The 23330-nt window shown below is 69.4% G+C and carries 4 protein-coding genes; all 4 read right to left on the bottom strand.

The window, feature by feature from the left end; all coding sequences use genetic code 11:
• Nucleotides 1-4 precede the first annotated feature (4 nt).
• Entirely contained in the window at nt 5-883 is an 879-nt protein-coding gene (locus D7X30_RS16965; protein WP_120563971.1) for a site-specific DNA-methyltransferase, read from the bottom strand.
• A 232-nt stretch (nt 884-1115) separates the two neighbouring features.
• The gene (gene rpmE, locus D7X30_RS16960; protein WP_120563970.1) at nt 1116-1364 is read right to left on the bottom strand and encodes a 50S ribosomal protein L31; all 249 of its coding nucleotides are present in this window, start codon (nt 1362-1364) and stop codon (nt 1116-1118) included.
• A 178-nt stretch (nt 1365-1542) separates the two neighbouring features.
• Nucleotides 1543-1992 carry a hypothetical protein gene (locus tag D7X30_RS16955; RefSeq protein WP_120563969.1) on the bottom strand — a complete coding sequence of 150 codons (450 nt, stop codon included), beginning with the start codon at nt 1990-1992 and terminating at the stop codon, nt 1543-1545.
• Nucleotides 1989-23330: non-ribosomal peptide synthase/polyketide synthase (locus tag D7X30_RS16950; RefSeq protein WP_120563968.1), on the bottom strand; the 21342-nt coding region annotated here is incomplete at its 5' end. The genes D7X30_RS16955 and D7X30_RS16950, both read right to left, overlap by 4 nt.

Below are 23330 nucleotides of genomic sequence, written 5' to 3'. Positions count from 1 at the left end.
GGGGCTACTTGAGGGTCGCGTCCAGGCGCTTCTTGGACAGGGCCAGGTACTCCGGGTTCATGTCGATGCCCACGTAGCGGTGGCCGTGCTTCAGGGCGGCCACGCCGGTGGTGCCGCTGCCGTTGAAGGGGTCCAGGATGAGCGAGTTCTCCGGGCAGCTCGCCTCCAGGATGCGCTCCAGCAGGGCCACCGGCTTCTGCGTGGGGTGGCTGCCGAAGGCCTTCTCCTCGCCGCGCGGGGCCGTCTGCGTCCACATGCGGCCGGCGCCGTCGGCGGTGAGCTCCTCGTCACCGTTGCGCGGCAGGTTCCACACGTCGCGCATCTGCTTGCCGCCGTTCTCCGCCTTCATGCGCTGGTAGTTGAAGACGTGCTTCAGCTTGCCGCCGGACGACGGCGAGGCCCAGATGAGCAGCTCCGTGGAGTGCGTGAAGTAGCGGCACGCCAGGTTGGGGCTCGCGTTGGGCTTGTACCAGGTGACGGTGTTGAGCAGCTTGTAGCCCAGCTTCTGCATGGCGAAGCCGGCGTTGAAGATGACGTGCTGGGTGCCGCTCACCCACAGCGTGCCGGTGGGGCGCAGCAGGCGCTGGCAGGCGGCGAGCCACTTGGTGGTGAAGGCGTGGTCCTCCTCCACTCCGCGGGACACGTCCCACTGGCCCTTCGCCACGGAGACGCGCTTGCCGCCCTTGCAGGTGGTGCCGCCGTTGGAGAGGAAGTACGGCGGGTCCGCGAAGATGAGGTCGAAGGACTGCTCGGGCAGCTGGGCCATCAGCTCCAGGCTGTCGCCCTGCAGCAGTGTGTAGGCCTCCCCGCGCTTCGCGAAGACGCTGTCGTTCTGGGAGCGTCGGACAATCTTCAGGGCAGGGGCAGCAGCTTCCGCGAACATCACGCCTCCGTCTTTGGGACAGACGTCTTCAGGGACGCGGCGGACTGTGCGGTCAGTTGGGTGCTACGTCGAATTTCTGGCCTGTAATTGGCTGTAGCACCGAAAGCGCGCGTGAAAATTTGACGAGCGCCCGAGGTTGAAACACCGCGAGCAGGGCGGGGAGCGCCTCTGTCTTTCGAGGCCCTCCACGACCCTGCTCGTGGGGTGCTGCGGATGCTGTGGAGCCGAAGGACTACGCCTTCTCGGGCTCGGCGGCCTTGGCGCCCTTCTTGGCGGCCGGCGCGTTGTTCGCGTACTTCTTCTTGAAGCGGTCGATGCGGCCGGCCGTGTCCAGCAGCTTGTACTTGCCGGTGAAGAACGGGTGGCAGTTCGAGCAGACTTCCACGCTGAACGAGCCGCGGGTGGACTTGGTCTCGACGATGTTGCCGCACGCGCAGGTGATGCGGGAGGGCGGGTAGACCGGGTGCATGTCGGGCTTCATGGCTTCTCTCCAGTGCGCCTTGCCCCCCCCCAGGATGGGAGGGAGGTCCAGCGTTGTAGTGGGTCGGGGCTTATAGCTACCGCCCCGGCCTTTCTCAAGGATGCGCGTCCGGACCGGGGGTTTCTCCTCGGGGACGCCTCCCCCGGGACCGGCTGGCGGCCAGCCAGGGGGGCGGGAGCTAGGTTGGGCTCGGGGTGGTGGCGGGTGGGAGGGCCTTCGCCTCGGGGGCGGCCCGCCACAGGCGCTTCGCGGTCAGGGCCATGAACACGCCCATGGTGCCGTTGAGGTACAGCCACGCGACGTGCAGATGCTGCTTCGCGGTCCAGAACCACACCATCAGCGCCAGGTTGAGGACGTAGACGAGCGCCACCACGCCCAGTGCGGAGAGGATGCCCGCCCGCCGCTTGAAGATGAGCAGCGCGATGGTGAGCGGGTTGAGCACCGTGAAGAGCTCGTTCACGACGACGAACGGCATGGGCAGCGGGTCCGCCGGATCATTCGCGAAGAGGCCGTACTTCGACACGACGAGGATGTGGACCAGGGAGCCCACGGAGAAGCACACGAACCAGATGGCCAGGATGATGCGGTTGGGCCACGGTGAGCCCCCGCTGGATGTTTCAACGGTCATGACTTGTCCTCCAGGGCCTCGCGCAACAGCGTGGCCACGTGCCGCACGTACGGCTCCTGCATGAGTTGATGGTGTCCCCCAGGGACATCCCTCACGTCCAGTCCCCCCCGGACGAAGGGCTCCCAGCCGCGGTGGCGGGGCACCTCGGAGGTGGGGGTCGCTTCCGTGGCGGCGAGCAGCAGCGCCGGTCCGTCGTAGGGGCTGGGGACGTAGCGGTCCATGGCGCGCAGGTTGGCCTGGTAGACGCGGAACAGGGCACGCAATTGCTCGCGGCCCGTTGCTTCCGCCAGGAGGCCGGCCTGGACGCCCACGGCGAGGAGCGTCCCCAGCATGGCTTCGTCATCCATGCGCTCCAGGGCCTCGTCCGACACGGGCAGGGTCAGGGAGAAGGCCTGGGCCACCGTCTGGGCGAAGGCGACGCGCGTGCTGGCGTCGGGGTCCTTCTTGGGGGCATCGCCGGGAGGCGCTCCGACGCCGGGGACGTAGGCGTCCAGGAGCGCCAGCAGCCCCACGGCATGGCCCTGTGCGCGCAGCTGGCGGGCCATCTCGAAGGCGATGACGCCGCCGAGCGACCAGCCCGCGAGGAGGTACGGCCCTTCCGGCTGCTCCGCGCGGATGGCTGCCACGTACAGGATGGCCATCTCCTCCACGGTCTCCACCACGGCATGACCGGCCTGAAGGCCGCGCGCCTGGAGGCCGAAGACGGGCTGCTGGGGCCCCAGGAGCCGCGCCAGCTCCGGGTAGGCGAGCACGTTGCCGCCACCCGGGTGGACGAGGAACAGGGGCCGGCGGCCCGCGTCGCCCTTCTCCAGCGGGACGAGCGGCGACCATGTCTCCGTCTCCGCGCGCAGCAGGTTCGCCAGGTCCTCCACGGTGGGGTGCTGGAAGAGCGCGGCCAGGGGGACTTCGCGGCCCAGCTGTTCGCGCAGCGCGGCCATCAGGCGGACCGCGAGCAGCGAGTGTCCTCCCAGCGCGAAGAAGCTGGTGCGCACACCGATGGGCTTCACGCCCAGGACCTCTTCCCACACCGCCACGAGCTGGGACTCCAGCGCGTCACGGGGTGCGACGAAGTTCCCGGCCTGGGACGTGGTGACGTCCAGGTCCGGCAGGGCCTTGCGGTCCACCTTGCCGTTGGAGTTGAGCGGCAGCGCCTCCAGCACCACCACCGCTCCGGGCACCATGTACTCCGGCAGCCGCTGACGCAGACTGGTCTTCAGCGCCTCCGCTTCCAGCACCGCGCCTGCCTTCGGCGCCACGTACGCCACGAGGCGCTTGTCCGCGCCCTCCCCCTTCGCCACCACCACTGCTTCCTTCACTGCCTCCTGCTGGCGCAGAGCGGACTCCACCTCGCCCAGCTCGATGCGGAAGCCTCGCACCTTCACCTGGAAGTCCACCCGGCCCAGGTACTCCAGCACTCCGTCCGCCCGGTACCGCACTCGGTCTCCCGTGCGGTACATCCGGCTGCCTTCCGGGCCGTGGACTTCCGGCAGGAACTTCTCCGCCGTCAGCTCCGGCCTCAGCAGGTAGCCCCGTGCCTGACCTTCGCCCGCCAGGAACAGCTCGCCCGCCACGCCTACCGGCACCGGTTGCAGGTACTTGTCCAACACGTATGCCCGCGTGTTCGTGAGCGGCCGGCCGATGTTCGGCACTTCATTCCGACCCACCAGCGACCATGTGGAGTACGTCGTGTCCTCCGACGGGCCGTACAGGTTGTAGAGCTTCTGCACCGTCGGTACCGCGTACACGGCCTTCGCCAGCGTCTCCGGCAACGCTTCGCCCGCGAGATTCACCACGCGCACCGACGGCGGCACCGCATTCAGACGCACCAACTGCGCCATCGCCGACGGCACCGTGTTGATGAGCGTGACGTCTGCCTCTGGCTTCTCCTCCGCCAGATGCAGGGCGTTGCGCACCACCACCACGCTGCCGCCCCTTACCAGCGGCGCGAAGAGTTCGAAGACGGAGAGGTCGAAGTTCAGGCTCGTCGCCGCGAGCACTGCCTTCGTCTCTTCCTCCGTGAACGTCTCCGTTGCCCACGACAGGAAGGCCACTGCGTTCCGGTGCGTCACCGCCACGCCCTTCGGGCGGCCTGTGCTTCCCGACGTGTAGATGAGGTACGCCACGTTTTCAGGACGGGGCCCTGCTTCCGGTGCCTCGTTCGGCCCCGTGGCCAACGTCGCGTCCGTGTCCAGGCAGACTGCTTGCGCGCTGAAGGCGGGCAGAGACTCCAAGAGATGCGAGTGCGCCACCAACGCTGGCCCTTGTGCGTCCTCCAGCAGCCAGCCCAGTCGCTCCTTCGGGTAGCTCGGATCCAACGGCACGTACGCGCCGCCAGCCTTGAGGATGCCCAGCGTCCCCACCACGACGTCGGCTGTGCGCTCCACGCACAGGCCCACTCGCGACTCCGGGCCTACGCCCAGCTTGCGCAGCCGGTGCGCCAGTTGGTTCGCCTTCGCGTCCACCTCCCGGTACGTCAGCCGCTGCTTGCCGCTCACCACCGCCACGGCATCCGGGGTGCGCTTCGCCTGCGCCTCGAAGAGCTGGGGAATCGTCGCGTCGCGCGCGTACTCCGCCTGCTGCTGGTTCCACGTCACCAGTACCTGCTGGCGCTCCTCGGACGTGAGCATGGGCAGCCGGCCCACCGCTTCCTCCGGCTTCGCCACCATGCCTTCCAGCAGCACGTGCAGGTGCTCCACCATCCGGCGCACCGTCGCGGCGTCGAACAGGTCGGTGCTGTACTCCAGCGTTCCGCTCAAGCCCTGCGGTGTCTCCATGAAGAAGACGCTCAGGTCGAACTTCGACGTTCCGCCCGCGATCTCCACGGGCTTGAGCGTCATGCCGGGCAGCCGGGCTTCACCGACGGGCATGTTCTGGAGCGCCAGCAGCGTCTGGAACAGCGGCGTGTGGCTGCGGCTGCGCTCGGGCTGGAGCGCCTCCACCAGCTTCTCGAACGGCACCGCCTGGTGCTCCTGCGCCTCCAGGACCGTCTCGCGCACCTGCTGGAGCAGGCCCCGGAAGCTGGGGTCTCCGGACAGGTTCGTGCGCAGCACCAGCGTGTTGACGAAGAAGCCGATGAGCCCCTCCACCTCCGCGCGCGTGCGGCCCGCGATGGGCGAACCCACGCTGATGTCTTCCTGGCCGCTGTAGCGCGACAGCAGCACCTGCCAGCCCGCCAGCAGCACCATGTAGAGCGACGCGCCTTCCCGCTGCGCGAGAGCTCGCAAGCTCTGGGCCAGCGATTGCGGCCAGAGGAAGCTCTGGGTCGCTCCCGCGTTTCCTCGCACCGCGGGACGCGGGCGGTCCGTGGGCAACTCCAGCACCGGCGGCGCACCGGTGAGTTGCTGCTTCCAGTAGTCCACTTCCCGCTGGAGTGTCGCGCCCTGCAACCAGCCGCGCTGCCACGCCGCGTAGTCCGCGTACTGCACCGGCAACTCCGGCAGCGGCGAGGGCTGGCCCTGCACGAACGCCGCGTAGAGCGCACCGACCTCGCGCACCAACACCCCGAGCGACCATCCGTCCGACACGATGTGGTGCATCGTGACGACGAGCACGTGCTCGCGCGCGCCGAGCTTCAGCAGGAGCGCGCGAAGGAGCGGACCATGAGCCAGCTCGAAGGGCCGCAGCACCTCCTGCTCCACGCGCTTCTGGATGCCGGCGGTGTTCGCCGTCAGGTCATCCACCGCCAGCGTGAAGGAGCTATCGGTCGTGGTCCGCTGCTCCGGCTCGGGGTTGCCCGCGACGAACGTCGTCCGCAGGGCCTCGTGACGGCGCACGACTTCACGGAGGGCCCGTTCCAGGGACCCCACGTCCAGGTCGCCTTCCAGCCGCACCGCCACCGGCACGTTGTAGAGCGCCGTTCCCGGCTCCAGCTGATCGATGAACCACAGCCGCTGCTGCGCGAACGACAGCGGCAGCGGTGCGTCCCGAGACACGGGCACGAGAGCCGGTGCCTTCGCGCGTCCGACCTTCTCCAGCCGGCGGGCGAGCGCCTCCACCGTGGGCGCTTCGAACAGTGCACGCAGCGGCAGCTCCGCGCCCGTCTCCGCGCGCACCCGCGACACCACCTGCGTCGCGAGCAGCGAGTGGCCTCCCAGCGCGAAGAAGTCGTCCTTCACGCCCACCTGGGGCACCCGCAGCACTTCGGCCCAGATGGCTGCCAGCTTCGCTTCCGTTTCCGTGCGCGGTGCTTCGTACGTATGGGTGGAGACCGGTGCCTCCGGCTCCGGCAGCGCCTTGCGGTCCACCTTGCCGTTGGAGTTGAGCGGCAGTGCCTCCAGCACCACCACCGCTCCGGGCACCATGTACTCCGGTAGCCGTTGGCGCAGACTGGTCTTCAGCGCCTCCGCTTCCAGCACCGCGCCTGCCTTCGGCGCCACGTACGCCACGAGGCGCTTGTCCGCGCCCTCCCCCTTCGCCACCACCACTGCGTCCTTCACCGCTTCCTGCTGGCGCAGTGCGGACTCCACCTCGCCCAGCTCGATGCGGAAGCCTCGCACCTTCACCTGGAAGTCCACTCGCCCCAGGTACTCCAGCACTCCATCCGCCCGGTACCGCACCCGGTCCCCCGTGCGGTACATCCGGCTGCCTTCCGGGCCGTGGACTTCCGGCAGGAACTTCTCCGCCGTCAGCTCCGGCCTCAGCAGGTAGCCCCGTGCCTGACCTTCGCCCGCCAGGAACAGCTCGCCCGCCACGCCTACCGGCACCGGCTGGAGGTACTTGTCCAACACATACGCCCGCGTGTTGGTGAGAGGGCGGCCGATGTTCGGCACCTCTCCGCGTCCCACCAGCGACCACGTCGAGTACGTCGTGTCTTCCGACGGGCCATACAGGTTGTAGAGCTTGCGCACCGTCGGCACTGCGTACACGGCCTTCGCCAGCGTCTCTGGCAACGCTTCGCCCGCGAGATTCACCACGCGCACCGACGGAGGCACGGCGTTCAGCCGCACCAATTGCGCCATCGCCGACGGCACTGTGTTGATGAGCGTCACCTCCGCGTCTGGCTTCTCTTCCGCCAGGTGCAGGGCATTGCGCACCACCACCACGCTGCCTCCTCGCACCAGCGGCGCGAAGAGTTCGAAGACGGAGAGGTCGAAGTTCAGGCTCGTCGCCGCGAGCACTGCCTTCGTCTCCTCTTCCGTGAACGTCCCCGTTGCCCACGACAGGAAGGCCACTGCGTTCCGGTGCGTCACCGCCACGCCCTTCGGGCGGCCCGTGCTTCCCGACGTGTAGATGAGGTACGCCACGTTTTCAGGACGGGGCCCTGCTTCCGGTGCCTCGTTCGGCCCCGTGGCCAACGTCGCGTCCGTGTCCAGGCAGACTGCTTGCGCGCTGAAGGCGGGCAGAGACTCCAAGAGATGCGAGTGCGCCACCAACGCTGGCCCTTGTGCGTCCTCCAGCAGCCAGCCCAGTCGCTCCTTCGGGTAGCTCGGATCCAACGGCACGTACGCGCCGCCCGCCTTGAGGATGCCCAGCGTTCCCACCACCACGTCCGCCGTGCGCTCTACGCACAGACCCACCCGTGACTCCGGGCCTACTCCCAGCTTGCGCAGCCGGTGCGCCAGTTGGTTCGCCTTGGCCTCCACTTCCCGGTACGTCAGCCGCTGCTTGCCGCTCACCACCGCCACGGCATTCGGCGTCCGCTTCGCCTGCGCCTCGAAGAGCCCCGGAATCGTCGTGTCGCGCGCGTACTCCGCCTGCTGCTGGTTCCACGTCACCAGCACCTGCTGGCGCTCCTCGTCCTTCAGCATGGGCAGCCGGCCCACCGCTTCCTCCGGCTTCGCCACCACGCCTTCCATCAGCACGCGCAGGTGCTCCACCATCCGCTGCACTGTCGCCGCTTCGAACAGATCGGTGCTGTACTCCACGCTTCCGCTCAAGCCCTGTGCCGTCTCCGTGAAGAAGACGCTCACGTCGAACTTCGACATGCGGTTCTCCAGCTCCAGCGGCGTCATCGTCAGCCCTGGTAGCTGCGCGTCTCCCTCGGGCACGTTCTGGAGGGCCAGCAGCGTCTGGAACAGCGGCGTGTGGCTCAGGCTGCGCTCCGGCTGCAGCGCTTCCACCAGCTTCTCGAACGGCACGTCCTGGTGCTCGTACGCGCCCAGCACCGTTCCTCGCACCTGCTTCAGCAGCGTCCGGAAGGACTGATCTCCATCCACCTGGGCACGCAGGACCAGCGTGTTGACGAAGAGGCCGATGAGGCCTTCCACCTCCGCGCGCGTACGGCCCGCGATGGGCGAACCCACACTGATGTCCGTCTGCCCGCTGTAGCGCGACAGCAGCACCTGCCAGCCCGCCAGCAGCACCATGTACAGCGAGGCCCCTTCGCGCTGCGCGAGGCCTCGCAGGTCCTGGACCAGCGATTGCGGCCAGAGGAAGCCCTGGGTCGCTCCCGCGTTTCCTCGCACCGCGGGACGCGGGCGGTCCGTGGGCAACTCCAGCACCGGCGGCGCACCGGTGAGTTGCTGCTTCCAGTAGTCCACCTCCCGCTGGAGCGTCGCGCCCTGCAACCAGCCGCGCTGCCACGCCGCGTAGCCCGCGTACTGCACCGGCAGCTCCGGCAGCGGTGAGGGCTGGCCCCGCACGAACGCCGCGTAGAGCGCGCCGACCTCGCGGACAAAAACCCCGAGCGACCATCCGTCCGACACGATGTGGTGCATCGTGACGACGAGCACGTGCTCGCGCGCGCCGAGCTTCAGCAGCAACGCCCGGATCAGGGGCCCCTGTGCCAAATCGAAGGGCCGCAGCACTTCCTGTTCCACGCGTCGCCGGACCTCGGCGGTGTTCGCCGTCAGGTCGTCCACTGCCAGCGTGAAGGCGCTGTCAGGCACGGTCTGTTGGACTGGCTCGGGGTTGCCCGCGACGAACGTCGTGCGCAGGGCCTCGTGACGGCGCACGACCTCGTGCAGAGCCCGTTCCAAGGCCCCCGCATCCCAGTCGCCTTCCAGACGGATGGCGACAGGCACGTTGTAGAGGGCGGTGCCCGGATCCAGCTGATCAATGAACCACAGCCGCTGCTGCGCGAACGACAGCGGCAACACAGCTTCCCCCGACACAGGCACGAGGGCCGGTGCCTGCGCACGTCCGGCCTTCTCCAGCCGGCGGGCGAGCGCCTCCACCGTGGGCGCTTCGAACAGTGCGCGCAGCGGCAGCTCCGCGCCCGTCTCCGCGCGCACCCGCGACACCACCTGCGTCGCGAGCAGCGAATGGCCTCCCAGCGCGAAGAAGTCGTCCTTCACGCCTACCTGGGGCACCCGCAGCACTTCGGCCCAGATGGCTGCCAGCTTCGCTTCCGTTTCCGTGCGCGGCGCTTCGTAGGTGCTTCCGGCCTTGGGGGCATCCGGCTCCGGCAGCGCCTTGCGGTCCACCTTGCCGTTGGAGTTAAGCGGCAGCGCATCCAGCACCACCACCGCTCCGGGCACCATGTACTCCGGCAGCCGTTGGCGCAGACTGGCCTTCAGCGACTCCGCTTCCAGTGTCGCGCCGGCCTTCGGCGCCACGTACGCCACGAGGCGCTTCTCCGCGCCCTCCCCCTTCGCCACCACCACGGCGTCCTTCACCGTCTCCTGCTTGCGCAGCGCGGACTCCACTTCGCCCAGCTCGATGCGGAAGCCTCGCACCTTCACCTGGAAGTCGACTCGGCCCAGGTACTCCAGCACGCCGTCCGCCCGGTACCGCACGCGGTCCCCCGTGCGGTACATCCGGCTGCCTTCGGGGCCGTACACCTCTGGCAGGAACTTCTCCGCCGTCAGCTCCGGCCTCAGCAGGTAGCCCCGTGCCTGACCTTCGCCCGCCAGGAACAGCTCTCCCGCCACTCCCACGGGCACCGGTTGCAGGTACTTGTCCAGCACGTACGCCCGTGTGTTCGTGAGGGGGCGGCCGATGTTCGGCACCTCTGCGCGCCCCACCAGAGACCACGTCGAGTACGTCGTGTCCTCCGACGGGCCGTACAGGTTGTACAGCTTCCTCACCGTAGGCACCGCGTACACGGCCTTCGCCAGCGTCTCCGGCAACGCTTCACCGGCGAGGTTGATGACCTGCACCGACGGCGGCACGGCGTTCAGCCGCACCAGTTGCGCCATCGCCGACGGCACCGTGTTGATGAGCGTCACTTCCGCGTCCGGCTTCTCCTCCGCCAGGTGCAGGGCGTTGCGCACCACCACCACGCGGCCGCCCCTCACCAGCGGCGCGAAGAGTTCGAAGACGGAGAGGTCAAAGTTCAGGCTCGTCGCCGCGAGCACTGCCTTTGTCTCTTCCTCCGTGAACGTCTCCGTTGCCCACGCGAGGAAGGCCACGGCGTTCCGGTGCGTCACTGCCACGCCCTTCGGACGGCCCGTGCTTCCCGACGTGTAGATGAGGTACGCCACGTTCTCCGGGCGCACCTCCGGCGTCACGGGGCAGCAGGACTCTTCCGCCCATTCCTCTTCACGGTCCAGGCACACGGCCTGCGCACTGAAGGCGGGCAGCGACTCCAGCAGGTGCGAGTGCGCTACCAACGCCGGACCCTGCGCATCCTCCAACAGCCAGCCCAGTCGCTCCTTCGGGTAGCTCGGATCCAACGGCACGTACGCGCCGCCGGCCTTCAGGATGCCCAGCGTTCCCACCACCACGTCCGCCGTGCGCTCTACGCACAGGCCTACTCGCGACTCGGGGCCCACTCCCAGCTTGCGCAGCTTGTGCGCCAGTTGGTTCGCCTTCGCCTCCACCTCCCGGTACGTCAGCCGCTGCTTGCCGCTCACCACGGCCACGGCATTCGGGGTGCGCTTCGCCTGCGCCTCGAAGAGCTGGGGAATCGTCGCGTCGCGCGCGTACTCCGCCTGCTGCTGGTTCCACGTCACCAGCACCTGCTGGCGCTCCTCGGACGTGAGCATGGGCAGCCGGCCCACTGAGTCCTCCGGCCTCGCCACCACGCCTTCGAACAGCACCCGCAGGTGCTCCACCATCCGACGCACCGTCGCCGATTCGAACAGGTCGGTGCTGTACTCCACTCCTCCGCTCAAGCCCTGCGCCGTCTCCGTGAAGAAGAGGCTCACGTCGAACTTCGACGTGCGGCCTTCGAAGTCCACCGGCTTGAGCACCAGGCCGGGGAGCTTGGACTCCTCGGTGGGCACGTTCTGGAGCGACATCAACGTCTGGAACAGCGGCGTGTGGCTCAGGCTGCGCTCGGGCTGGAGCGCCTCCACCAGCTTCTCGAAGGGCACCTCCTGGTGCTCGTACGCGCCCAGCACCGTGCCCCTCACCTGATCCAGCAGCGCACGGAAGGACGACTCCCCGTCCACCTGCGTCCGTAGCACCAGCGTGTTGACGAAGAAGCCGATGAGCCCTTCCAGCTCCGCCCGTGTCCGCCCCGCGATGGGCGAACCCACGCTGATGTCCGTCTGGCCGCTGTAGCGCGACAGCAGCACCTGCCACCCGGCCAGCAACACCATGAACAGCGACGCGCCCTCGCGCTGCGCCAGCGCGCTCAGCTTCTGGGACAGCTCCCTCGGCAGCATGAAACCCAGCGTCGTGCCGGCGTTGGTGCGCACCACCGGACGCGGACGGTCCGTCGGCAACTCCAGCACCGGCGGCGCTCCCGTCAACGACTGCTTCCAGTAGTCCACCTCCTGCTGGAGCGTCGCCCCCTGCAACCAGTCGCGCTGCCACGCCGCGTAGTCCGCGTACTGCACCGGCAGCTCCGGCAGTGTCCACGCCTGTCCCCGCGCCAGCGCGCTGTACAGCGTGCCCAGTTCGCGGAGCAGGACCCCCACGGACCAGCCGTCGGACACGGCGTGGTGCATCGTGAGCACCAGCAGGTGGTCGCGCGCGTCCAGGCGCAGCAGCAGCGTCCGCAGCAGCGGGCCCCGCATCAGGTCGAAGGGCTTCGCCATCTCCTCCAGCACCCGCTGCCTGGACTCGTCCTCTCGCGTGGCCCCGGACGCCGACAGGTCCACGGTGTTCAGCGGCACGTCCACGGACGCGTGGATGCGCTGGACGGGCTGGCCCGACTCCTCCTCGAACGTCGTGCGCAGGGCTTCGTGCCGTTGCACGAGCTCCCGCAGCGACCGCTCCAGCGCCGCGGCGTCCAGGTCGCCCTCCAGCCGCACCACGCTGGGCACGTTGTAGAGCGGACTGCCCGGCTCCAACTGGTCGATGAACCACAGCCGCTGCTGCGCGAAGGACAGCGGCAGCGACGCCGGACGCACCCCGGCGCGCAGCATGGGCACGCCGGAGCGCCCCAACTGCGCGATCCGCTGCGACAGCGCCTCCACCGTGGGCGCCTCGAACAACAGGCGCAACGGCATCTCCACACCCAGCGACGTGCGCAGCCGCGACACCACCTGCGTCGCCAGCAGGGAGTGGCCGCCCAGCGCGAAGAAGTTGTCCTTCACGCCCACGCGCTCCAGGCGCAGCACCTCCGCCCAGATGGCCGCGAGCTTCGCCTCCGTCACCGTGCGCGGGGCCACGTAGGCGTCGGCCACATTCGCGGCCTCCGGCTCCGGCAGCGCCCGGCGGTCCACCTTGCCGTTCGCGTTGAGCGGCAGGGCGTCCAGCACCATCAGCGCCGAGGGGATCATGTACTCAGGCATCCCCTGGCGCAGGCCCGTGCGCAGCGTCTCCACGTCCAGCGCGTGGCCTTCCTTCGCCACGACGTAGCCGACGAGCCGCTTGTCCGCGCCGTCGCCCCGCACCAGCACCACGGCCTCGCTGACGCCAGGCTGCTGCGCGAGCGCGGTCTCGACCTCGCCCAGTTCGATGCGGAAGCCTCGCACCTTCACCTGGAAGTCCAGGCGGCCCAGGTACTCCAGCTCGCCCGTGGCCAGCCAGCGGACGCGGTCGCCCGTGCGGTAGAGCCGTCCGCCCGGCTGCGCGCCCAGGCTGTCCGGGATGAAACGCTCCGCCGACAGCTCCGGCCGCTCCAGGTAGCCGCGCGCGAGCCCCGCGCCGCCGACGTACAGCTCGCCCGGCACACCCACGGGGACGGGCTGGAGCTCGGGGTCCAGCACGTAGCCCTGCTGGTTGGCCATGGGCCGCCCCAGCACCGGGCGCGGCGTGTCCGCCACGATGGGACGCACGGTGACGTCCACCGTGCACTCGGTGGGGCCGTACACGTTGAAGCCCCTGAGGCCCGGGAGCGCCGCGAGCCTCGCCCACAGCGCCTCGTCCACCGCTTCGCCGCCCACGAGGACGCGCATGGGCCGGCGCGTGCCGAGCCCTTCGTCCAGCAGCAGGCGCAGGTGCGCGGGCGTGCAGTCGAGCACGTCCACCTGCTGCGCCTCCAGCCACGCCGCCATGCGGGCCACGTCCTCGCGCACGTCCGCCGGCACGATGCACAGCGCGTGGCCGTCCGCCAGCTGCACCAACTGCTGCACCGATGCGTCGAAGGCCAGCGGCGCGTTGAAGCTCACCCGCACCGGCGCGGTGACTCCGGCGAACGTCGTCACCTTGTGCGCGGCGCGCAGGTTCATCATCGAGGCGTGCTGCACCATCACGCCCTTGGGACGGCCCGTGCTGCCCGACGTGTAGATGATGTACGCCAGGTGCGTCGGGAGGCTCACGCGGGCCGGGTTCTCCCTCGGCTGCCGCGCCAGCTCCTCCAGCGGACCGGCGTCATCCAGGCACAGCACGTCGAGCCCCTCCGGGAGCGCCCCGGCGAGCCGCCGCTGGGTGAGCACCCAGCGCGCGCCGCAGTCCTTCGCCAGCCAGCCCAGCCGTTCGGACGGCCAGGCGGGATCCAACGGCACGTAGGCGCCGCCGGCCTTCATCACGCCCAGCGCGGCGACCATCATCTCCACCGAGCGCTCCACGAAGAGCGCCACGCGCACCTCCGGCCCCACCCCACGCTGGCGCAGCCAGTGGGCGAGCTGGTTGGCGCGCGCGTTGAGCTGCGCGAAGTCCATCTGGCGCGCCCCGTCCAGCACGGCGAGCGCCTCCGGCCTGAGCGCCGCCTGCGTCTCCACGCACTCGTGGAAGCAGCCATCCCAGGCCGCGGCCAGGGCCGTGTCGTTCCAGGCGGAGACCACCTGGGCGCGCTCGGCGGCGGTCAGCAGGGGCAGCCGGGACACGCGCGTGTCCGGGCGCTCCACCGCGCCTTCCAGCAGCGTGAGCAGGTGCGAGACCATCCGCTGGAGGGTGCTCGCGTCGAACAACTCCGTGCTGTACTCCAGCGTGCCGGAGATGCCGTGAGGCACCTCCACGAACGTCACGCTCAGGTCGAACTTCGCGATGGGGCTCTCCACGCTCACCGGCTGGAGCGCCAGGTCCGGCAGCCGCAGCTCGCCCAGCGGCATGTTCTGCAGGGCGAGCATCGTCTGGAAGAGCGGCGTGTGGCTGCGGCTGCGCTCCGGCTGGAGGACCTCCACAAGCTTCTCGAACGGGACCTCCTGGTGCTCGTACGCATCCAGCACCGTCTCGCGCACCTGGGCGAGCAGCCTCCGGAAGGACAGGCCGCCGTCCACGTTCGAGCGCAGCACGAGCGTGTTGACGAAGAAGCCGATGAGCGCCTCCAGCTCCGCGCGCATGCGGCCCGCGATGGGTGAGCCCACGCTGATGTCCTGCTGGCCGCTGTAGCGCGCCATCAGCACCTGCCACCCGGCGAGCAGCACCATGTACAGCGAGGCCCCCTCCCGCTGGGCCAGCGCCTTGAGGTCCGCGGTGAGCGACCGGGACAGGGTGAAGTTGAGCGTCGCGCCCGCGATGCCCCGCTCGGGGGGACGCGGGCGGTCCGTCGGCAGCTCCAGGACCGGCGGCGCACCGGCGAGCTTCCGCTTCCAGTAGTCCACCTGCCGCGCCAGGACGTCGCCCTGGAGCCGGCCGCGCTGCCAGGCGGCGTAGCGCGCGTACTGGGTGGGCAGCTCGGGCAGGGGTGACGGCTGCCCCGAGGAGAAGGCCGCGTACAGCGCGCCCACCTCACGGATCAGGACGCCCAACGACCAGCCGTCCGACACGATGTGGTGCATCGTCACCACCAGGACGTGCTCGCGCTCTCCGAGCGTGACCAGCCGGGTGCGGATCAACGGCCCACGGCCCAGGTCGAAGGGACGGAGCATCTCTTGCTCCACCTGCCGATGGGCCTCCGCCTCGCGGTGGGCCTCGTCGACGGTCCGCAGGTCCACCTGGCCCAGCTCCAGTGACAGGGCCGGCTGGATGACCTGGACGGCCTGACCGCCGCGCTCCTCGAAGGTGGTCCGCAGGGATTCATGCCGGCGCACGACTTCGTGCAGGGCCCGCTCCAGGGCCGACACGTCCAGCGAGCCCGCCAGCCGCACCGCGACGGGCACGTTGTAGAGCGCCGTCCCAGGCTCCATCTGGTCGATGAACCACAGCCGCTGCTGCGCGAAGGACAGCGGCGGCGCCGTGTCCATGAACGTGTCGCCTGGCAGGGCGTCCTGGGCGCGGCTCGCCGTCTCCATGCGCCGGGACAGGGCCTCGAGGGTGGAAGCCTCGAACAGCGCGCGCAGCGGCAGCTCCGCGCCCAGCTCCGCGCGCACCCGCGACACCACCTGCGTCGCGAGCAGCGAGTGGCCCCCCAGCGCGAAGAAGTCGTCCTTCATGCCTACCCGCGGAACCCGCAGCACTTCCGCCCAGATGGCCGCCAGCTTCGCTTCCGTTTCCGTGCGCGGTGGCACGTAGGTGAGGATGGCTGCCGGTGCCTCTGGATCCGGCAAAGCCTTGCGGTCCACCTTGCCGTTGGAGTTGAGCGGCAGTGCCTCCAGCACCACCACCGCCCCGGGCACCATGTACTCCGGCAGCCGTTGGCGCAGACTGGCCTTCAGCGCCTCCGCTTCCAGTGTCGCGCCTGCCTTCGGCGCCACGTACGCCACGAGGCGCTTGTCCGCGCCCTCCCCCTTCGCCACCACCACGGCGTCCTTCACTGCCTCCTGCTGGCGCAGCGCGGACTCCACCTCGCCCAGCTCGATGCGGAAGCCTCGCACCTTCACCTGGAAGTCCACTCGGCCCAGGTACTCCAGCACGCCGTCCGCCCGGTACCGCACCCGGTCTCCCGTGCGGTACATGCGGCTGCCTTCCGGGCCGTAGACTTCTGGCAGGAACTTCTCCGCCGTCAGCTCCGGCCTCAGCAGGTAGCCCCGTGCCTGTCCTTCGCCCGCCAGGAACAGCTCTCCCGCCACGCCCACCGGCACTGGCTGGAGGTACTTGTCCAACACGTATGCCCTCGTGTTGGTGAGCGGCCGGCCGATGTTCGGCGCTTCATTCCGCCCCACCAGCGACCATGTCGAGTACGTCGTGTCTTCCGACGGGCCATACAGGTTGTAGAGCTTCTGCACCGTCGGCACTGCGTACACGGCCTTCGCCAACGTCTCAGGCAGTGCTTCGCCTGCGAGATTCACCACGCGCACCGACGGCGGCACGGCGTTCAGCCGGACCAGTTGCGCCATCGCCGACGGCACCGTGTTGATGAGCGTCACCGCCGCGTCCGGCTTCTCCTCCGCCAGATGCAGGGCATTGCGCACCACCACCACGCTGCCGCCCCTCACCAGCGGCGCGAAGAGTTCGAAGACGGAGAGGTCGAAGTTCAGGCTCGTCGCCGCGAGCACTGCCTTTGTCTCTTCCTCCGTGAACGTCTCCGTTGCCCACGACAGGAAGGCCACCGCGTTCCGGTGCGTCACTGCCACGCCCTTCGGGCGGCCCGTGCTTCCCGACGTGTAGATGAGGTACGCCACGTTCTCCGGGCGCACTTCCGGCGTCACGGGGCAGCAGGACTCCTCCGCCCATTCCTCTTCACGGTCCAGGCACACCGCCTGCGCACTGAAGGCGGGCAGCGACTCCAACAGGTGCGAGTGCGCCACCAGCGCCGGGCCCTGTGCGTCCTCCAGCAGCCAGCCCAGTCGCTCCTTCGGGTAGCTCGGATCCAACGGCACGTACGCGCCGCCGGCCTTGAGAATGCCCAGCGTCCCCACCACCACGTCCGCCGTGCGCTCCACGCACAGGCCTACGCGGGACTCCGGGCCCACTCCCAGCTTGCGCAGCCGGTGCGCCAACTGATTCGCCTTCGCCTCCACCTCCCGGTACGTCAGCCGTTGCTTGCCACTCACCACGGCTACGGCATTCGGCGTCCGCTTCGCCTGCGCCTCGAAGAGCTGCGGAATCGTCGCGTCGCGGTCGTACTCCGCCTGCTGCTGGTTCCACGTCACCAGCACCTGCTGGCGCTCCGCCTCCGTCAGCATGGGCAGTCGGCCCACGGCCGTCTCCGGCTTCGCCACCACGCCTTCCAACAGCACGCGCAGGTGCTCCACCATCCGGCGCACCGTCGCGGCTTCGAACAACTCGGTGCTGTACTCCACCGCCCCGCTCAGGCCCTGCGGCGTCTCCGTGAAGAAGACGCTCACGTCGAACTTCGACGTACGAATCTCCAGCTCCAAGGGCTTCATCGTCAGCCCGGGCAGCCGCGCCTCTCCCTCCGGCGTGTTCTGCACTGCCAGCAGTGACTGGAACAGGGGCGTGTGGCTCAGGCTGCGCTCCGGCTGCAGCGCCTCCACCAACTTCTCGAAGGGCACCTCCTGGTGCTCGTACGCCTCCAGCACCGTGCCTCTCACCTGCGTCAGCAACTCACGGAAGGACTGCTCCCCGTCCACCCGGGCACGCAGCACCAGCGTGTTGACGAAGAAGCCGATGAGCCCTTCCAGCTCCGAGCGCGTCCGGCCCGCGATGGGCGAACCCACGCTGATGTCCGTCTGCCCGCTGTAGCGCGACAGCAGCACCTGCCAGCCCGCCAGCAGCACCATGTACAGCGATGCGCCCTCGCGCTGCGCCAGCGCCTTCAGCCCCTGCTCCAGCGACGACGGCAGCACGAAGGAATGAACGGCTCCCGCGTTTCCTCGCACCGCAGGACGCGGACGGTCCGTCGGCAGCTCCAGGACTGGCGGCGTCCCGGCGAGCTTCCCCTTCCAGAAATCCACCTCCTTCTGGAGCGTCTCTCCCTGCAACCAGCCGCGCTGCCACGCCGCATAGCCCGCGTACTGCAACGACAGCTCCGGCAGCGGCGACGGCCGCCCTTCCGTGAAAGCCGCGTACAACGCTCCCACTTCTCGGATCAGCACTCCCAGCGACCAGCCATCCGACACGATGTGGTGCATCGTGATGAGCAGCACGTGCTCGGCGGATCCCAGCTTCAACAGGCTCGCCCTGATGAGCGGACCCTTGTGCAGGTCGAAGGGCTCCGCCAGCTCCACTCCGAGCCGGCGCCGGACTTCCGCCTCCCGCTGCTCGCTGTCCAATGCCCCCAGGTCGATGTGCGCCATGGGGAGGCGCGCTTCGGACTGAATGCGCTGCACGGGCTGACCTTCGTGCAGCGCGAACGTCGTGCGGAGGGCCTCGTGGCGCCGGACGATTTCACGCAGGGCCCAGTCCAGGGCTCCCACGTCCAGTTCGCCTTCCAGACGCACCGCGACGGGCACGTTGTAGAGCGGGCTGCCCGGCTGCAACTGGTCGATGAACCACAGGCGCTGCTGCGCGAACGACAGAGGCGGCGGCCCACCGCTGGCGATCGACTCCAGCGCCATGGACAGCGGACGCGCGGCCGTTTCCAGCCGTCGGGCCAGGGCTTCAAGCGTCGGAGCCTCGAACAACGTCCGCAGTGGCAGCTCCGCGCCCAGCTCCTTCCGGATCCGCGACACCACCTGGGTCGCCAGCAGCGAGTGCCCGCCCAGCGCGAAGAAGTTGTCCCTCACCCCCACCCTGGGCACCCGCAGGACCTCCGCCCAGATGGCCGCCAGCTTCTGCTCCGACTCCGTGCGAGGCGCTTCGTACTCGTGCTCCGAAAGGGCCGCTTCGACTCCAGGCAGCGCCTTGCGGTCCACCTTGCCGTTGGCCGTGAGCGGCAGCGCGTCCAACACGCCCATCGCCGACGGCACCATGTACTCCGGCAAGTGCTTGCGCAGCTCCGCTTCCACTGCCTTCGGATCGATGTTCTGTCCCGGCTTCGCCACGAGCCACGCGACGAGCCGCTTGTCTCCGCCAACGTCGCGCACCACCGCCACGGATTCCGCCACGTCCGGATGCTGGAGCAGGGCCGCTTCCACCTCGCCCAGCTCGATTCGGAAGCCGCGCACCTTCACCTGGAAGTCGGTGCGCCCCAGGAACTCCAGCGTCCCGTCTTCCTTCCAGCGCGCCTTGTCTCCCGTCCGGTACAGCCGTGCACCGGGCTCCGGGCTGAACGCGTTCGGCACGAAGCGCTCCGCCGTCAGGTCCGCACGGTTGAGGTAGCCCCAGGCGAGGCCTTCGCCTCCCACGTACAGTTCCCCGGGCACGCCCACGCCGGCCACATCGCCGTGCGTGTCCAGCACGTACGCCGTCGAGTTTCCAATCGGCTTGCCGATGGGCACTGAAGCCGTGATGGCCGTGTCGCGCGTGATCACGTGCGTCGCGGAGAACGTCGTGTTCTCCGTCGGGCCGTACCCGTTCACCAGCACCGCGCCTTGTGGCAGGTGCTTCAGGTGTTCGCGCACGCGCTGCGCCGGCAGCACGTCGCCGCCCGCGAGCACTCGCGACACCCCAGCCAGCGCGTCCACCTGATGCAGCGCCATCTGCTCGTACAGCGCGGCCGTCAGCCACAGCGTGCTGATGCGCTCCTTGCGCAGCAGCGCGCCCAGCTCCTCCAGCGTCTGCGCGTGCGGTGGCGCCAGCACCAGCTTCGCTCCGTGCAGCAGCGCGCCCCACAACTCCAGCGTCGAGGCGTCGAAGGCCACCGGTGCCAGTTGCAGCCAGATCTCCTCTGGCCCGAAGCGCAGGAAGTCGTTGCCCACCACCAGCCGCGTGATGCCCCGGTGCGGCACGCTCACGCCCTTCGGGCGGCCCGTGCTTCCCGACGTGAACATCACGTACGCCAGGTCTTCGGCGCTGACTTCCACCTGCGGCGCCGACATCGGCTGGTGTGCGATCTCGCTCCAGGCCGTGTCCAGCAGCAGCGGCGTGCCCGCGCTCGCCGGCAGCTTCTCCACCAGCGACCGCTGCGTCAGCGTCACGCCCACGCCCGCATCCCCCAGCAGCAGCGCGATGCGCTCCGCCGGGTAGTTGCGGTCCACCGGCACGTACGCGCCTCCCGCCTTCAGGATGGCCAGCAGCCCCGCCACCATCTCCAGCGAGCGCTCCACGTACACGCCCACTCGCGTGCCGCGCTTCACGCCCTGGCTCCGCAGGTGATGCGCCAACTGGTTCGCCTTCGCGTCCAGTTCGCCGTACGTCAGCGTGCCGCCACCTTCCGCGAGCTTCAGCGCCACCGCGTCCGGCGTCCGCTTCGCCTGCGCCTCGAAGCGGGCGTGCACCGACATGCCACGAGGGGACTGCGTGGCCGTCGGGTTCCACGTCACCAGCACCTGCTGGCGCTCCTCGGACGTCAGCATGGGCAGCCGGCCAACCGCTTCCTCCGGCTTCGCCACCACGCCTTCCAGCAGCACGCGCAGATGATCCACCATCCGCTGCACCGTCGCCGCTTCGAACAACTCGGTGCTGTACTCCACCGCCCCGCTCAGGCCCTGCGCCGTCTCCGTGAAGAAGACGCTCACGTCGAACTTCGACGTGCGGATCTCCAGCTCCAAGGGCTTCATCGTCAGCCCGGGCAGCCGTGCCTCTCCCTCCGGCATGTTCTGCAACGCCAGCAGTGACTGGAACAGGGGCGTGTGGCTCAGGCTGCGCTCGGGCTGGAGCGCCTCCACCAGCTTCTCGAACGGCACGTCCTGGTGCTCGTACGCCTCCAGCACCGTGCCCTTCACCTGCGTCAGCAGCTCACGGAAGGACTTCTCTCCGTCCACCTGCGCACGCAGCACCAGTGTGTTGACGAAGAAGCCGATGAGCCCTTCCAGCTCCGCCCTCGTCCGCCCCGCGATGGGCGAACCCACGCTGATGTCCGTCTGCCCGCTGTAGCGCGACAGCAGCACCTGCCACGCCGCCAGCAGCACCATGTACAGCGACGCACCTTCGCTCTGCGCGAGCGCACGAATGCGCTGCTCCAGCGACGACGGCAGCACGAAAGAATGAACCGCTCCCGCGTTGCCTCGCACCGCCGGACGCGGATGGTCCGTCGGCAGCTCCAGGACGGGCGGCGTCCCGGCGAGCTTCCCCTTCCAGAAATCCACTTCCTTCTGGAGCGTCTCTCCCTGCAACCAGCCGCGCTGCCATGCCGCATAGCCCGCGTACTGCAACGACAGCTCCGGCAACGGCGACGGTCGCCCTTCCGTGAAGGCCGCGTACAACGCTCCCACTTCTCGAATCAGCACTCCCAACGACCAGCCGTCCGACACGATGTGGTGCATCGTGATGAGCAGCACGTGCTCGGCGGATCCCAGCTTCAACAGGCTCGCCCGGATGAGCGGGCCCTTGTGCAGGTCGAAGGGCTCCGCCAGCTCCACTCCGAGCCGGCGCCGGACTTCCGCCTCCCGCTGCTCGCTGTCGATTTCCTCCAGGTCGACGTCCGCCACCGGCAGTCGCGCGTGGGGATGGATGCGCTGGACGGGCTGGCCCTCGTGCAGCTCGAACGTCGTGCGGAGGGCTTCGTGGCGCCGGACGATTTCGTCCAGGGCTCGCACGAGCGCTCCGCGCTTCAACGTGCCCCGCAGCCGGACAGCGACGGGCACGTTGTAGATCGCGCTTCCCGGCTCCATCTGGTCGATGAACCACAGGCGCTGCTGCGCGAACGACAGGGGCGGCGCTTCATCACTCGCGACGGACTTCAGCGCCGTGGGCTGGTGACTCGCGGCCGTTCCCAACCGCTGGGCCAGGACTTCGAGCACGGGTGCCTCGAAGAGGACTCGCAACGAGATCTCCACTCCGAGCTCCGAGCGGATCCGTGACACCACCTGCGTCGCCAGCAGCGAGTGGCCACCGAGCGAGAAGAAGTTGTCCCTCACCCCCACCCAGGGCACCCGCAGGACCTCCGCCCAGATGGCCGCCAGCTTCTTCTCCACCTCCGTGCGGGGCGCCTCGAAGGCGGTTCCTGCCTCCTGCGCCTCCAGCGCCATGAGCGCCTTGCGGTCCACCTTGCCGTTGGCCGTGAGCGGCAGCGCGTCCAACACGCCCATCGCCGACGGCACCATGTACTCCGGCAACCGCTGCCGCAGCTCCGCTTCCACTGCCTTCGGATCGATGTTCTGCCCCGGCTTCGCCACGAGCCACGCGACGAGCCGCTTGTCTCCGCCGACGTCACGCACCACCGCCACGGCTTCCGCCACGTCCGGATGCTGGAGCAGGGCCGCCTCCACTTCGCCCAGCTCGATTCGGAAGCCACGCACCTTCACCTGGAAGTCGGTGCGCCCCAGGAACTCCAGCGTCCCGTCTTCCTTCCAGCGCGCCTTGTCTCCCGTCCGGTACAGCCGGGCTCCCGGCTCCGTGCTGAAGGCATTCGGCACGAAGCGTTCGGCCGTGAGGTCCGCGCGGTGGAGGTAGCCCCACGCCAGGCCTTCGCCGCCCACGAACAGCTCACCCGGTACACCCACGCCCGCCACGTCACCGTGCGGCTCCAGCACGTACGCCGTCGAGTTCCCAATCGGCTTGCCGATGGGCACTGAAGCGGTGAGGTCCGTGTCGCGTGTGAGCGCGTGCGTCGTGGAGAAGGTGGTGTTCTCCGTCGGGCCGTACCCGTTCACCAGCACCGCGCCTTGTGGCAGGCGCTTCAGATGCTCGCGCACTCGCTGCGCTGGCAGCACGTCGCCACCCGCCAGCACCCGCGACACCTCCGCCAGCGCGTCCACCTGATGCAGCGCCATCTGCTCGTACAGCGCCGCCGTCAGCCACAGCGTGCTGATGCGCTCCTTGCGCAGCAGCGCGCCCAGTTCCTCCAGCGCCAAAGCGTGCGGCGGCGCCAGCACGAGCTTCGCTCCGTGCAGCAACGCGCCCCAGAGTTCCAGCGTCGAGGCGTCGAAGGCCACCGGCGCCAGTTGCAGCCAGACCTCCTCCGGCCCGAAGCGCAGGAAGTCGTTGCCCACCACCAGCCGCGTGATGCCCCGGTGCGGCACGCTCACGCCCTTCGGGCGGCCCGTGCTTCCCGACGTGAACATCACGTACGCCAGGTCCTCTCCCGTCACCTCCACTCGCGGCGCCGTCTCCGGATGCCGGGCCGCTTCGGCCCACACCGTGTCCAGCAGCAGCGGCGTGCCCGCGCTCGCTGGCAGCTTCTCCACCAGCGACCGCTGCGTCAGCGTCACGCCCACGCCCGCATCCCCCAGCAGCAGCGCGATGCGCTCCGCCGGGTAGTTGCGGTCCACCGGCACGTACGCGCCTCCCGCCTTCAGGATGGCCAGCAGCCCCGCCACCATCTCCAGCGAGCGCTCCACGTACACGCCCACTCGCGTGCCGCGCTTCACGCCCTGGCTCCGCAGGTGATGCGCCAACTGGTTCGCCTTCGCGTCCAG

Source organism: Corallococcus sp. AB011P, assembly GCF_003611605.1.
In the GTDB taxonomy this organism is placed as follows: domain Bacteria; phylum Myxococcota; class Myxococcia; order Myxococcales; family Myxococcaceae; genus Corallococcus; species Corallococcus coralloides.
The sequence above is the reverse complement of the archived record's forward strand: the minus strand, read 5'-3'. Positions and strand labels throughout refer to the sequence as shown.

Bases quoted from the DNA above. Each gene is read 5' to 3' on its own strand.
- D7X30_RS16965 (WP_120563971.1), bottom strand. From the start codon at position 883: ATGTTCGCGGAAGCTGCTGCCCCTGCCCTGAAGATTGTCCGACGCTCC.
- rpmE (WP_120563970.1), bottom strand. From the start codon at position 1,364: ATGAAGCCCGACATGCACCCGGTCTACCCGCCCTCCCGCATCACCTGC.
- D7X30_RS16955 (WP_120563969.1), bottom strand. From the start codon at position 1,992: ATGACCGTTGAAACATCCAGCGGGGGCTCACCGTGGCCCAACCGCATC.